Origin of the sequence: Flavobacterium sp. YJ01, assembly GCF_029320955.1 — a bacterium.
In the GTDB taxonomy this organism is placed as follows: Bacteria; Bacteroidota; Bacteroidia; order Flavobacteriales; family Flavobacteriaceae; genus Flavobacterium.
Map to the genome: position 1 here is coordinate 2540503 of NZ_CP119757.1, position 13209 is coordinate 2553711.

Annotated in this window: 13 protein-coding genes; 10 read left to right on the plus strand and 3 right to left on the minus strand. The window is 32.6% G+C overall.

Going from position 1 to position 13209, the window contains the following annotated elements:
- Positions 1 to 64: 64 nt before the first annotated feature.
- The gene (gene trxA / locus P0R33_RS11125) at positions 65 to 382 is read right to left on the minus strand and encodes a thioredoxin (RefSeq protein WP_008466289.1); all 318 of its coding nucleotides are present in this window, start codon (positions 380 to 382) and stop codon (positions 65 to 67) included.
- 243 nt (positions 383 to 625) lie between these two features.
- Here trxA and P0R33_RS11130 point away from each other — a divergent pair, with 243 nt between their 5' ends.
- The 5 genes from P0R33_RS11130 (at position 626) to P0R33_RS11150 (ending at position 6498) form a co-directional block, all read left to right on the plus strand.
- Positions 626 to 3100 carry an AsmA-like C-terminal region-containing protein gene (locus tag P0R33_RS11130; RefSeq protein ID WP_276175505.1) on the plus strand — a complete coding sequence of 825 codons (2475 nt, stop codon included), beginning with the start codon at positions 626 to 628 and terminating at the stop codon, positions 3098 to 3100.
- A 97-nt stretch (positions 3101 to 3197) separates the two neighbouring features.
- Positions 3198 to 4433 carry a DNA (cytosine-5-)-methyltransferase gene (gene dcm, locus P0R33_RS11135; RefSeq protein ID WP_276175506.1) on the plus strand — a complete coding sequence of 412 codons (1236 nt, stop codon included), beginning with the start codon at positions 3198 to 3200 and terminating at the stop codon, positions 4431 to 4433.
- The gene (locus P0R33_RS11140; protein WP_276175507.1) at positions 4430 to 5743 is read left to right on the plus strand and encodes a restriction endonuclease PLD domain-containing protein; all 1314 of its coding nucleotides are present in this window, start codon (positions 4430 to 4432) and stop codon (positions 5741 to 5743) included. The genes dcm and P0R33_RS11140 overlap by 4 nt, the downstream gene beginning before the upstream one ends.
- Before the next feature lie 21 nt (positions 5744 to 5764).
- Entirely contained in the window at positions 5765 to 6037 is a 273-nt protein-coding gene (locus P0R33_RS11145; protein ID WP_276175508.1) for a hypothetical protein, read from the plus strand.
- 146 nt (positions 6038 to 6183) lie between these two features.
- Entirely contained in the window at positions 6184 to 6498 is a 315-nt protein-coding gene (locus P0R33_RS11150; RefSeq protein WP_276175509.1) for an HPF/RaiA family ribosome-associated protein, read from the plus strand.
- Positions 6499 to 6588: 90 nt separating this feature from the next.
- Here the strand turns inward: P0R33_RS11150 and P0R33_RS11155 are convergent, their stop codons facing one another.
- On the minus strand, positions 6589 to 7233 hold the full coding sequence (locus P0R33_RS11155) for a hypothetical protein (protein ID WP_276175510.1): 645 nt from the start codon (positions 7231 to 7233) through the stop codon (positions 6589 to 6591).
- A 237-nt stretch (positions 7234 to 7470) separates the two neighbouring features.
- Between P0R33_RS11155 and P0R33_RS11160 the strand changes: the two genes are divergently transcribed.
- The 5 genes from P0R33_RS11160 (at position 7471) to P0R33_RS11180 (ending at position 11680) form a co-directional block, all read left to right on the plus strand.
- A complete protein-coding gene (locus P0R33_RS11160; protein ID WP_276175511.1) occupies positions 7471 to 7959 on the plus strand; it encodes a nuclear transport factor 2 family protein in 489 nt (162 codons plus the stop codon).
- Positions 7960 to 8221: 262 nt separating this feature from the next.
- The gene (locus tag P0R33_RS11165) at positions 8222 to 9604 is read left to right on the plus strand and encodes an ammonium transporter (RefSeq protein ID WP_276175512.1); all 1383 of its coding nucleotides are present in this window, start codon (positions 8222 to 8224) and stop codon (positions 9602 to 9604) included.
- 217 nt (positions 9605 to 9821) lie between these two features.
- The gene (trmB, locus tag P0R33_RS11170) at positions 9822 to 10499 is read left to right on the plus strand and encodes a tRNA (guanosine(46)-N7)-methyltransferase TrmB (protein ID WP_144215838.1); all 678 of its coding nucleotides are present in this window, start codon (positions 9822 to 9824) and stop codon (positions 10497 to 10499) included.
- A gap of 42 nt (positions 10500 to 10541) precedes the next feature.
- Complete coding sequence (locus tag P0R33_RS11175) at positions 10542 to 11180, plus strand: LysE family transporter (RefSeq protein ID WP_276175513.1); 639 nt, start codon at positions 10542 to 10544, stop codon at positions 11178 to 11180.
- 173 nt (positions 11181 to 11353) lie between these two features.
- A complete protein-coding gene (locus P0R33_RS11180; protein WP_276175514.1) occupies positions 11354 to 11680 on the plus strand; it encodes an MGMT family protein in 327 nt (108 codons plus the stop codon).
- 176 nt (positions 11681 to 11856) lie between these two features.
- On the opposite strand, the gene P0R33_RS11185 is transcribed toward P0R33_RS11180, so the two are convergent.
- Entirely contained in the window at positions 11857 to 13182 is a 1326-nt protein-coding gene (locus P0R33_RS11185; protein ID WP_276175515.1) for a HAMP domain-containing sensor histidine kinase, read from the minus strand.
- Between the last annotated feature and the right edge of the window lie 27 nt (positions 13183 to 13209).

Sequence of the window (13209 nt, forward strand, 5' to 3'; positions counted from 1 at the left end):
TTTTATTCCAATAAAAAAGGCTTGACTTTCGCCAAACCTTTTTTATATCAATCGTAATCTAAGATTACAATAAAGCGTCTAAGCTATCTGCGTAGGCTTGTTTCGGAGCTACTCCTACTTGTTTTCCTACTACTTCACCATTTTGGAATACCAAAACAGTTGGTATGTTACGCACACCATATTTTGCAGCAAATTCTTGGTTAGCATCTACATCTACTTTACCAACAACTACTTTACCAGCGTACTCTTCGCTTAATTGGTCAATGATTGGACCAACCATTCTACAAGGACCACACCATGCTGCCCAAAAATCTACCATTACTGGTTTATCTGATTTTAAAACTACTTCATCAAAAGTAGCATCTGTTATTGCTAATGCCATAATATATTAAGATTAAAATTATGTTTGAATTTTTAACTTTCAAACTACAGTACAAATTTAAAAATTTAAAACAAATCAAACACGATTACTAAATTAGTTTTCATTATAAATGTATTGTCATTAATTATCAACTGTATAAAACTTTTTTAGATTTCAATTTACGATATATTCCACTGAAAACCAACCTAATAAAATGTTAATCTTTTTTGTAGTATCTTTAGTACTCCAAAGATTTAATTTAAAATGCAGCAAACTTTACTTCAAATAAAAACCTTTCTTCAATCTGATCCGTTTAAAAAATATGCAAAACGGTTTGGATTTTTTATTCTAGGATTAATTGCCTTGCTTCTGATTGCGTGTGGCGCTTTGTCTATCTATTTTAATCAGAATAAAGCAGAAATTATTGCGAAAGTCAATCATAAAATCAACGAAAATATAAATGGTAAATTTCATGTAAACGATTTTCATTATAAGTTTTTAACTGGTTTTCCGAACTTCACTTTGGCATTAAATGATGTAGAAATAAAAGATAATCAATGGCAAAACCACAAACATACTTTATTAAGAGCCAAAGAAATAGAAGCTCGTTTAAACATTTTAAGTTTATTAAAGAAAGAAATCAGCATTCATAAAATCTTAATTAATGATGCTCAGATTTACATTTACAAAGCAGAGAACGGTTATTCGAATGTAAATATCTTTAAACCGAAAAAGAAAAAAACAGAATCTAACAAAGAAAAAACCGAAACGACCATTGACGAAGTAAACCTCAACAATGTTCATGTAATTATTGACAATCATTTAGGACACAAATTATTCGATTTTGATGTGGCTTCTCTAGATTCAAAAGTGAATTATGATGATGAAAACTGGCAGACAAATTTGTTTTTGAAAACCAAAATTAATAGTCTGGCTTTTAATACCGTTCACGGAAGTTTTGCCAAAGAAAAAATACTGCAAGGCAATTTTGATGTTTCGTATTCTGAAGCATCTCAAAAAATTGATATTAAAACCCAAAAACTTAAAATTGGTTCCGATGCTTTTGATATTAAAGCTTTCTTTAATATCGGAAAAGAGAATTCACTTTTCGGCATTAACATCGAAACCAATATTTTATGGCGAAATGCATCCAATTTATTATCGGGAAATATCAGTTCGAAACTAAATCAATTTGATTTAAAGAAACCGATTGAAGTCAATTGCGATATAAAAGGCGATTTGAATGTTGAAGGCGATCCGAAAATTGTAGTTCAGGCCGATATTCGAAATAACGAATTGACGATTCCAGATGGTTTGTTTACCAATTGCAGTTTCAAAGGTATTTTTACAAATAATTTTAAACCCGAAAAAGGTTTTAATGATCCGAATTCTGCTATAATTCTAACACATTTTAAAGCTGAATATGAAACGATTCCGCTTACGATTTCACAAGCTGTTATTAATAATCTCGAAAAACCAATTGCTACTGGAATCGTAAATGCCGATTTTGATATTTCGAAACTTAACAAGATGAGCAACGAAAAAATTCTTCATTTTGAAAGCGGACATGCCAAAGCCAATTTAAGATTTCAGTTTGATATTGTCGATTTATACATCAACAAACCGCGTATAACGGGCGAAGTCGATATTGATAATGCTACGTTTGATTATCTTCCGAAAAGCATTCATGCCGAAAAAACCGCTGTACAATTATCGTTTACAGAGCAGGCGCTTTACATCAAAAAAATAGCTTATAAACACAAAAACAACATTATTCGCATTGACGGGAAAATTGATAATTTCTTGAATCTGTATTACGACGCACCCGAAAAAATGGTTGTAAACTGGAATATTTACTGCCCTAGTATTGATGTAAAACAGTTTTTAGGTGTTTTAAAAAATTCGCCAACTCAAAAAATAGCGCAACAAAAACAAACTAAAAAGAAGAACGTCAATTTTACAAATCAGCTGAAATCGGTTATTGAGAAATGTACCGCTGTAATCAATCTCAAGGCCGATAAAATCACTTACGGTTCGCTTACAGCAACGAATACCAAAGCGACTTTGCAAATGCTGAATTCGAAATTACTACTCAAAAACGGAACTTTGCAAACTTCTGGCGGAAGCATTGCGTTTAACGGCGCCATTCTGCCTAGCGGAAACCAATATATTTTTAGTTCGACCGCACAAGTAAACCGCGTAGATATTGCGAGCTTTTTAAGATCTTTCAATAATTTCGGCATTAAATCTTTCAGTCCGAAAAACATTAAAGGACGATTAAGCAGCAACGCCAATGTTACGGGTTTAATGAGCAGCAAAGGCGATTTGATTGTGAATTCGATGCGAGGTAAATTAGATTTTAATGTGAATCAAGGCGCTTTACTCAACTTTGAACCGATTATGAAAATAGGCAAATTTGCTTTTCCGTTTCGCGATGTAGAAAATATAACTTTTAGCGATTTATCGGGTTCGCTTAATCTTCGTGGAGAACAAGTTGACATTCATAAATTAACCATTAGTTCCAGCGTCTTAAACTTCGACATAGACGGAATTTACTCTTTTGGCCGAGGTACAAATCTCGCGCTTACAGTTCCGCTAAGAAATTCTAAGAATGACTCGAGCCTTGCCACTAAAGAAGAGCGCAAAGCTGTTAGAGAACGTGGCATTGTGCTGCATTTGATTGCTTATGATAATGAGGGGAAGATTAAGATTAAGTGGGGGAAGAGGGATAAAGAATAGATAAATATCTACTATATATCAAGCCTAGTTTGTGGAAAAGTTAATTCCTAATTTTGGATTATTATTCATAAATTGCACCTTTAATTTTAGCGAAAAAATGACGGGAGAAGAAAAGATCAACATTGACGAATTTGATGGTAAAAAATTTAAAAATCGCTTTGTAGAAGAAGACGATAATAGAAAGGCCGTTGTTACGCATTATCTACATAATTATCACAATGGCGTTAAAGATCATTTTGAAGAAGAAGCTGCTGAATACATAAAACAAATTGTTGAATACAAAAATGAAGAAGAGAAACTAAATATCGTTTCCGATTCTGCATTACAACAATTACTTTTTGAAGTCGAAGATGTTCCATTTCCAACTCCTGAAAATTATACTTTTAAATTTATTGATCTTTTTGCTGGAATTGGCGGATTTAGAATTGCGTTGCAGAATTTAGGAGGTAAATGTGTTTATACTAGCGAATGGAATGTAGACTCACAAAAAACATATCGTTCTAATTTTGGAGAAGTCCCATTTGGGGATATTACTAAAGAAGTTACAAAAAATTATATTCCTGATGATATCCAAATTTTATGTGCAGGATTTCCTTGCCAGGCCTTTTCAATTGCAGGAAATAGAAAAGGATTTCAAGATACGAGAGGTACATTGTTTTTTGATGTAGAAAAAATCATTGAAGCAAAAAGACCTAAGGTGGTTTTTCTTGAAAATGTTAAAAATCTAGTTTCTCATGATAAAGGAAATACTTTCAAAGTAATCTTAGAAATTCTAGAAGAAAAGCTTGGCTATAAAGCATACACTAAAGTATTAAATTCTTCTACACATGCTAATGTTCCTCAAAATAGAGAAAGAATTTTTATTGTTGCATTTGATAAAGAACAAGTAACAAATCATGGCGATTTTAAATTTCCAGAAGCAATTCCATTAACTAAAACAATACATGATATTTTAGAAAAAGGAAAACAAGCAGATAATCTTTATTATAAAAAAGACCACCAATATTATCCTGAATTAGAAAAAACAATAACTTCAAAAGACACAATATATCAATGGAGGAGAGTTTATGTTAGGGAAAATAAAAATCAAGTTTGTCCAACCCTAACAGCAAATATGGGCACAGGAGGACATAATGTTCCTTTAATTTTAGATGATTATGGCATTAGAAAATTAACTCCTAAAGAATGTTTTTCTTTTCAAGGATATCCAATGGATAAATATATTTTGCCAAATATTGCTAATAGTAAATTATATATGCAGGCTGGAAATTCAGTTACAACTCCATTAATAGAAAGAATCAGCCAAGAAATTTTAAATGTCTTATTGCCATGAGTGTCTGGGAACAATTTTCTAGTGACCAAAGAGAAGAGTATATAAAGTTTTTACAAGTTTATGGAGCATTATCAAACTTATTTCGACAAAAACAAGGAGACTTAATTCCGTATCTTGATTCTAAATTTCAGGAAACTGTTTTTACAAAAATTTTTAATGGTCAAAATGTAGATATTGGTAATACGCCTCATGATGTACTTTCTATTTTTGGTAATGAACGAATTGGAATAGGACTAAAAACTTGGATGGGCAGTAAACCTTCATTCCAAAAAGTAATGCAACTTAAACGTTATCAAAATGATATAAACGTATATCGTGGAGATTTACATTCATTAGCTTATAAAATTTCTGAGATTAAAAATCAACGAATGAAAAGTGATTATGAACGTTTAGGATTATCAGAAGACAAAAACATTTATCATTATATAACTCGTGATCAAGGTATTTTTACCATAAATGAATGCGCATATCCATTAATTGATGTAAATAAAATTAAAGATTTTAGCGCCACATCATCTGCTTTATCTTGGTCCGATGGTAATAAAGATTACAGGTATACATTTGCCGATTCTCAAATATGGCAAAAATTTGATTCTGACAAATACGATACTTTAACGTTAAATAAATTTGACGTTAAAATTATTGAAGATCCATTTTCATTTTTACTACAAGCATACTTTAATCTTATTGAAACTACAAAAGTAGCAGAACCAGATATAATTGAAGTTTATTTACCATTATATTCTTATCAATCTAAAGAAGTAGAAGAAAAATCTGGATTAAATGCCTGGAATGCCGCATCTAAAAATAAAGGCAGTAACATTCCTAGACCTTTAAATGAAATTTATGTTCCTATTCCTAGAGAATTTCACAAAAAGCATCCTGATTTTTTCACATCTGATATTTTTGAATTTGAAAGAATTAAAGAAAACTATAAAGGTCTTTCAGATGAAAAACCTGAAGTACGTTTTTCATTAAAGCTTCCGAATGGAAAAATAATTCCTGCTTTAGTTACTCAAGACAACATGAAAGGCTTACAATCTGGAAGCAACATTTTAAAAGATGAAAATGGAAAAAGATTTGGACAATCTGCTTTAGGCCAATGGTTGCTTGTAGATGTTTTAGGCCTCAAAGAAAGAGAACCTGTTACTCGTGCATGGTTAGAAAAGAAAGGGACAGATTCTATTCGTTTATGGCGAAATAAAAATGATTATAACATAATTAACATTGACTTCGCTCCTATCGGTTCTTTTGAATTGTTCATGAAAGACGAACCTGTTCCGATAGATGAAGATAACTTTTTACAATAAAAACATAACAATGTTTAAAGAATGGAATATTTAAAAAAGAAAAAAGATCAATTTAATTATTGGTCATTCATTGAAAAATTTTATCCAGAATATTCCAGTTGTAATAATGTTTTACTTAGCAACATTTTGACTAAGAAACTTGAAGGAGAACAAATTTCTGAAAATGATGAAGAATATATTAAGAATTGGAATGTTAGAAGTGAATTATTAAAAATTGATAAAGAATTATTATCCAAAGCTTTCGAAAATTATTTTAATACAATTTATCCAGAAAAAATGTTAGATGAAGAATAATCATTAGAGATTTCTAATTCTTCAAAAATTTTTCTTTCAACACAAAAAAACATTCCCATAATTTTATCATAATATTTCCTTAACCAACTTGCCTTTCTCCTTTAAAATAAATAAGTTTGAGAATGAATCATTAAATATTATGCGTTATGAAAGTACAAATCAACACCGACAAAAACATTGAAGGAAGTGCAAGATTAGAAAGTTATTTTGCTGCAGAAACAGAAAAAAGCTTAGATCGTTTTCAGGATAAAATTACTCGCGTAGAAATTCATTTTGGAGATGAGAATGGAGAAAAATTCAGCTTGCACGACAAAAAATGTGTAATTGAGGTTCGTCCTGTAAAATTACAGGCTATCACAGTTACAGATCATGCCGACACGCTTGAGAAAGCATTTAGCGGTGCATTGGCTAAAGCCAAAAAGTCGTTGACTACCACTTTCGAAAAAATAAAAGCACATTAATATAATAAGTTGCAAAGTAACAAAGCGACAAAGATTCTAAGTTTTCTTGGAACCTTTGTCGCTTTTCTGCTTTATAACTTTGTCTTTAACTTATGATTTTGGCAACGGAGCTCCAACGGCAATATCGCATCTATGACCTGGTTTTCCGTGCGCAGGATTCATTCCGTCTACAATTCCTGTGTCTTGTCCAGCACTTTCTGTACTCAACAATGCTGGAACCGCATTTGATGGCGGGGGCGTAACAGTAAAACTCTGCGAAGTTGATCCGCTTTGTGCTGTAGTTGTAGTTTTTGCTACTGGAGAATTTAATGGCGCTCCTACCGCAATATCACAACGATGTCCTGGCTGCCCGTGAGGCGGATTCATTCCTTTTGCTGTTTTTACTTGCGCTACAGTTGTTGTAGTCACAACTTGTTGCTGTTGATTTGGATTTACCTGAACTGCCTGACCTTGTTGTGTTGGTGCCGAATTTAATGGCGCACCAACTGCAATATCGCAACGGTGCCCAGGCTGTCCGTGTGCCGGATTCAGACCTTTTGTATCTCCTAAAACTGTATTTGGATTTGCTGCAGGATTTTGAACAACTGGCGCAGTCGTTTTTGTTGAGTCTTTTGCAAGTCCTAACCTAACTAATTCTGAGGTTGCTGTACTTTCTTGAGGCTCTAATTCCTTTTTGCAGGAAATGACTAATAAGGAAGTTATGGCTAGTGAACTTAAAAGTATTTTTGCATTCATTGGGGCGGTATTTTAAAATCTCTCAAATATAAATGTTTTTTAGGGATTAAATAACATAGGGAATGTTAATGATAATTAAAGACAGGATTTTTAAATTCTATATTTCTTTATTTCACGCAGATTTAGGCAAATCTTAACAGATATTTTCTTAATTAAAATCTGCTAAAATCTGCAAAATCTGCATGAAACCTTAAAATCTCAAAAAATTTATACCTTTAAACTCAAATACTATAACTCATGAAAAAAACAATCTTACTTCTTTTGTTCGTTGCTTCTTTTGCAAATGCACAAACCGACAAAAACAAAATCAATCAGACTTTAGACGCTTGGCATAAAGCCGCCGGCGAAGTAAAATTTGATGCTTATTTCAACGCTTTGGCAGACGACGCAATCTACATTGGAACAGACGCAACAGAAAACTGGACAAAAAAAGAATTTCAAATCTGGGCAAAACCTTATTTTGACAAAAAAACGACATGGAATTTTAAAGCCTTAGAACGTCATATCTTTTTTGATAAATCTGGAAAAATCGCTTGGTTTGATGAATTACTTGATACTCAGATGAAAATTTGTCGCGGTTCTGGAGTTTTGGTAAAAGTGGGTAACGAATGGAAAATTCAGCATTACGTTTTGTCAATGACAATTCCGAACGATGAAGTTGATGCTGTAACTAAAATAAAAGCACCAATCGAAGACGCATTAATCGCTAAGCTTCAAAAGAAATAAAACATTTTAGATATTTCTTTTTATAAACATAACTTTTCTAGCACCTTATAAGCCGAATTAAGAAAATAATTTTAATTAATTCGGCAAAAACGGTGCTTTTTTGTAACTTTAAAATAAGATACTATCAAAAAAACGATCTGTATTTTATAAAATCAATCAAAATAAAAGCACAACCTCTATTTTAACAGCCTTCAAAACAAGAATCTTTATTTTTTTTTAACTTTGCCCCCAAAAAAAATAGGGTTAAACAAAGTATTTCAAAATGAAAATAGAAAAACGCTGGATTATTTCCTTTATTATGATCAGTGTCGTTTGCACAATTGGTGCATTTTGGCCAACAGTAACAGAAAATAGTTATGTTTTATCAGAATTCGGAACCACAGATCATATTGTTCCTGCCGATGTTGCTTGGATGCTAACTTCAAGCTGTCTGGTTTTAATTATGACACCTGGATTATCATTCTTTTACGGCGGGATGGTTGGAAAAAAGAATGTAATTTCTACTATGCTTCAAAGTTTTATTTGCTTAGGTGTAGTAACGCTTTTGTGGGTTGTGGTAGCATTTAGTTTGGCTTTTGGAGAACCGGTTGGTTTTGGTTCTGGAGAGCATTTTTACAGCTTTTTCGGAAACCCAACTACTTTTGCTTTTATGGATTATGTGGGCGTTCTTCCTCATAAACAATTAGCAAACACGATTCCGTTTATGCTTTTTGCTTTATTTCAAATGAAATTTGCCATCATTTGTCCTGCAATTATTACGGGTTCATTTGCAGAACGTGTTCGTTTTATCTCATATTTAGTTTTCATTAGTTTATTCACCATCTTTATATATGCTCCTTTGTGTCACGCCGTTTGGTATCCAACTGGAGTTTTAGGAAGTTATTTTGGCGTAAAAGATTTTGCAGGAGGAACTGTAGTTCACATGAGTTCTGGTTTTGCTGCTTTGGCTGGAGTTATTGTTTTAGGAAAAAGAAAAAACAGCCAGCATATTCCAACCAATATTCCTTTTGTATTATTAGGAACTGGAATGCTTTGGTTCGGATGGTTCGGATTTAACGCTGGATCTGCTCTCGCTGCCAACGGAACTGCTGCTATGGCTTTTGCAACAACCACTACTTCATCGGCTGCCGCAATGTTAACTTGGATTTTCTTTGATAGAATGAACGGCAGAAAAGTGTCTGCCCTTGGTGCTTGCATTGGAGCCGTTGTAGGTTTAGTTGCTATTACGCCAGCTGCAGGATTTGTTTCGGTGCCAGAAAGTATGTTTTTCGGATTTGTAACCGCATTAGTTTCTAATACAGCTGTAAATTGCAAATACTCAAAAAGATTTGATGATACGCTTGACGTTTTTGCTTGCCACGGAGTTGGAGGAATTATGGGAATGATTTTAACAGCTATTTTTGCTCATGGAGAAGACGCAAGTTTACTTCACGGCGGATGGAATGTTTTTGGACACCATATGATGGCTTTAGTATTGGTTTCTGTATTTACTTTCTTCGGAGCTTATTTCTTATTCAAAGTAACGAACTTTATTATTCCTTTGAGAGTTTCTGAAGAATCAGAACACATCGGATTGGATTTATCGCAACACGATGAATCTCTTGATCCGAAAGCACAACCAATTACGGAACCTCATTACGGTTAAAAAAATATTTTTTTTTGCCACGAATTACACGAATTTTCACTAATTTTTTTTCTGTATTGCAGTTAAACTGATTCGTGAAAATTCGTGTAATTCGTGGCGAAAATATTTAAAAAAAAATCCTTTTAATCTGTGAAATCTGTGGCAAAAAAACATTTAAATCCACTTACTCTATTTCATTCGTTTATATTCCTTAATTTTGCGGAAAATTTTTGTAAAAGTGGGAAGTAAAAATAAACTAAAAAGATTCAGAGAAAACGAAACATTTCAAAACGTTTTTCAACCAACCAGAGAAGAAGTTGTAGGCGATTTAATGCCTTTAAAAGGAAAATGGAATTCTGATTTCTTTAAAAATGACAATCCATTAGTTTTAGAATTAGGATGTGGAAAAGGAGAATATTCTGTTGGATTAGCTGAAAAATACCCAGACAAAAATTTTATCGGAATCGATATTAAAGGCGCGCGTTTCTGGCGTGGTGCTAAAACTGCCGTTGAAGACGGTCTTCATAATGTGGCTTTCGTTCGTACTCAAATCGAATTGATCAATCATATTTTTGCTGAAGGCGAAGTAGACGAAATCTGGATTACTTTTCCAGATCCGCAGATCAAATACAAGAGAACAAAACACAGAATGACCAATTCTGAATTTTTGAAATTATACAAAAAAATCCTGAAAAAAGACGGTGTTGTAAATCTTAAAACCGATAGCGAATTTATGCACGGTTATACTTTAGGTTTGCTTCACGGAGAAGGACACGAAGTTTTATACGCGAATCATAATGTGTACAAAAATGAAGGAAGTCCAGAAGTTGTAACTTCGATTCAGACATTTTATGAGAAACAATATTTAGAAATTAACAAGGCAATTACGTATATTCGTTTCAAAATTAAAGATTAATCTTAATTTAAAAACTGAATTTACAACTTACAAATCAACTTAATGGCCTTATTTACTCCTTTTATTTCTGGATTTATAGCCGCTGCAATTGGGATTATTCCACCAGGATTAATCAACATGACGGCAGCCAAAATAAATCTGAAAGAAGGAAAAAAGAATGCTATGTGGTTTGCTGTTGGAGCTGTTCTTGTTATTTTTTTTCAAGTTTATGTTGCGGTTCTTTTTGCTCGCGTAATCGATAATCGCCCAGATGTTATTACTTTATTGCGTGAAGTTGGTTTTGGAATCTTTTCGCTTTTAACGATTTACTTTTTATTTATTGCAAAAGAACCCAAAACCAAGAAAAAATCGAAGATTAAAAAAAGCAGTAAAAAAAGCCGTTTTTTTCTTGGAATGCTGCTTTCAGGATTAAATTTCTTTCCAATTCCGTATTACGTTGTAGTGAGCGTTACTTTGGCGTCGTATCATCTTTTTGTATTCGAAAACAATATCATCTTCACTTTTGTATTAGGATCTGTTTTGGGCTCGTTTGCCGCTTTGTATAGTTACATTGCCTTTTTTGGACGAATCGAAAAGAAAACAGATTACTTAATGCGAAACATGAATACTATTATTGGAAGCATTACAGGATTAATCGCACTTGCAACGCTTTTTAATATCCTGAATTACTATTTCGGTTAATTTATATAGCCACAGATTAATAGGATTAAAGCGTTTTTTTACTTTTTGATGAAATTTTTCACGCTCCCGATAGCTATCGAGATTGCAGATTTGCGCAGATCTAAAAGGTTTTTTGATTTAATTTTAATCTGCTAAATTATGCCCAATCTGCGTGAGACAAAAAAAAACAATTTATGGCTGAGGAAAATTTTTTCGAAAGAGTTTATGCGGTTGCCAGACAAATTCCATACGGAAAAGTAACTTCTTATGGCGCAATTGCAAAAACCTTAGGTACTGCCCGTTCTGCGCGAATGGTTGGCTGGGCCATGAATGCATGCCATAATATGGATGATGTTCCGGCGCACAGAGTCGTTAACCAAAAAGGACTTTTGACAGGAAAACATCATTTTGACGGAACGAATTTAATGCAGCAACTTTTAGAAAACGAAGGCATTAAAGTCGTGAATAATCAGATTGTAGATTTAGAAAAACACTTTTGGAAACCTGAAGTTCAATTTTAGTTTTTTCACCATATAAGTTATATAAGTTCATTTTAAGTATTCTAATAATTTACTTTACAATTTAATCTCGCAAAGACGCGAAGTCGCAAAGTTTATTTATTTTCCTTTGCGTCTTTGCGAGAGATTTATGCGCAATGCTTGATATGAACTTATATAACTTATATGGTAAAACCTTTTTAAATCAAACAAATCACAAAACTCGTTTGATCTTCATCGGTTTGGTAACTTAAATAACCTCCGTGCGCTTCGATAATATTTTTAGAAAGCGTTAATCCGATTCCTGCTCCATCTTTTCTAGTGGTGAAAAAAGGTAAGAAAACTTTATCTCGAATCTCGGCATCTACACCTTTTCCGTTATCTGAAATCGTAATAAAAAAGCGATTGTTTTCGGTATAACTTGAAATGATTAATTTCTTTTCTTCTTTTTCTTTTAAAGCATGAATGCTATTGGTTATCAAATTAATAATCACTTGTTCCATCTGATTTTTATCAATTGAAATCGAACGTGAACTGTGAATTTCGTTAATCAATTTGATTCCTTCATCTTTCAAAATCGGACTCATAATTCGCAAACAATCTTCAAACAATGCATTAATTGGCGTCATTTGTTTGTTTGGAGTCGGCAACATTGCCAGTTTTCGATAATTTTCAACGAAAAACTGCAAATGATCGCTTCGATTTATAATAGTCGAAATACTGCTTTTAATATCTTCAAAATCATCTTCTTCCAATTCCTCTTGATCTACAATATGAAGCAAATTCTGAGAAAGCGCACGAATCGGCGTTAAAGAATTCATTAATTCATGCGAAATAATCTTCATCAAATTGATCCAAGCCTCTTTTTCTTTTTTCTCAATAACACGCTGAATACTATCTAATAAAATGATAAAATATTCTTTATTGTACGTTTGCGTATGCGAAGTTTGAAGCATAAATGTCTGCAAATCCTGATCTTCAATTTTTATTGAAATGGCCGTTTTAACCTCAGCAAAACCAACATTTTCAATTTCATTGCAAAGTGAAGGAAGATAATTTTTAAGGTATTTCCAATGTGTTACTTTTGGCACTTTAAAGAGATTAGAAAAACAGTCATTCATTATAAAAATAGACCAATTATCATTTTCTTTTTCTAAAATAAGAGCCGCAGTATCAATACTGTTGAGTATCGAACGATAAATTAGTTCTTTAGAAGTCTGTTCTTGTTTTTGCACTTTTAAAGCATCGTACAATTGATATAAGCTATTAAAATTGCCTCTTTTATGCTCTTCAGGAAAATGCGTAGAAAAATCGCTATGCAAAATAGCGTTTATGGTTTTATCATAAAAAGACAATTGGTTTTTGACGAAAAAGTACATTTCGAAAAGAAAGATCAAGACAAAAGCTGCAATCAAAATTGCGTTGTATTCAAATCCTTTATAAAACAATAAAGCGCTGCAAAGAAAAAGCGCCATGATAAACACAACCCTTATAAATAAAGCATTATAAAACTTCCAATTCTTCATTCTTTTATTTGAATTGCCTCCAGCTTT

Bases quoted from the DNA above. Each gene is read 5' to 3' on its own strand.
- P0R33_RS11165 (WP_276175512.1), top strand. From the start codon at position 8,222: ATGAAAATAGAAAAACGCTGGATTATTTCCTTTATTATGATCAGTGTC.
- P0R33_RS11175 (WP_276175513.1), top strand. From the start codon at position 10,542: ATGGCCTTATTTACTCCTTTTATTTCTGGATTTATAGCCGCTGCAATT.
- P0R33_RS11130 (WP_276175505.1), top strand. From the start codon at position 626: ATGCAGCAAACTTTACTTCAAATAAAAACCTTTCTTCAATCTGATCCG.
- P0R33_RS11140 (WP_276175507.1), top strand. From the start codon at position 4,430: ATGAGTGTCTGGGAACAATTTTCTAGTGACCAAAGAGAAGAGTATATA.
- trxA (WP_008466289.1), bottom strand. From the start codon at position 382: ATGGCATTAGCAATAACAGATGCTACTTTTGATGAAGTAGTTTTAAAA.
- dcm (WP_276175506.1), top strand. From the start codon at position 3,198: ATGACGGGAGAAGAAAAGATCAACATTGACGAATTTGATGGTAAAAAA.
- P0R33_RS11160 (WP_276175511.1), top strand. From the start codon at position 7,471: ATGAAAAAAACAATCTTACTTCTTTTGTTCGTTGCTTCTTTTGCAAAT.
- P0R33_RS11185 (WP_276175515.1), bottom strand. From the start codon at position 13,182: ATGAAGAATTGGAAGTTTTATAATGCTTTATTTATAAGGGTTGTGTTT.
- P0R33_RS11150 (WP_276175509.1), top strand. From the start codon at position 6,184: ATGAAAGTACAAATCAACACCGACAAAAACATTGAAGGAAGTGCAAGA.
- P0R33_RS11155 (WP_276175510.1), bottom strand. From the start codon at position 7,233: ATGAATGCAAAAATACTTTTAAGTTCACTAGCCATAACTTCCTTATTA.
- P0R33_RS11145 (WP_276175508.1), top strand. From the start codon at position 5,765: ATGGAATATTTAAAAAAGAAAAAAGATCAATTTAATTATTGGTCATTC.
- P0R33_RS11180 (WP_276175514.1), top strand. From the start codon at position 11,354: ATGGCTGAGGAAAATTTTTTCGAAAGAGTTTATGCGGTTGCCAGACAA.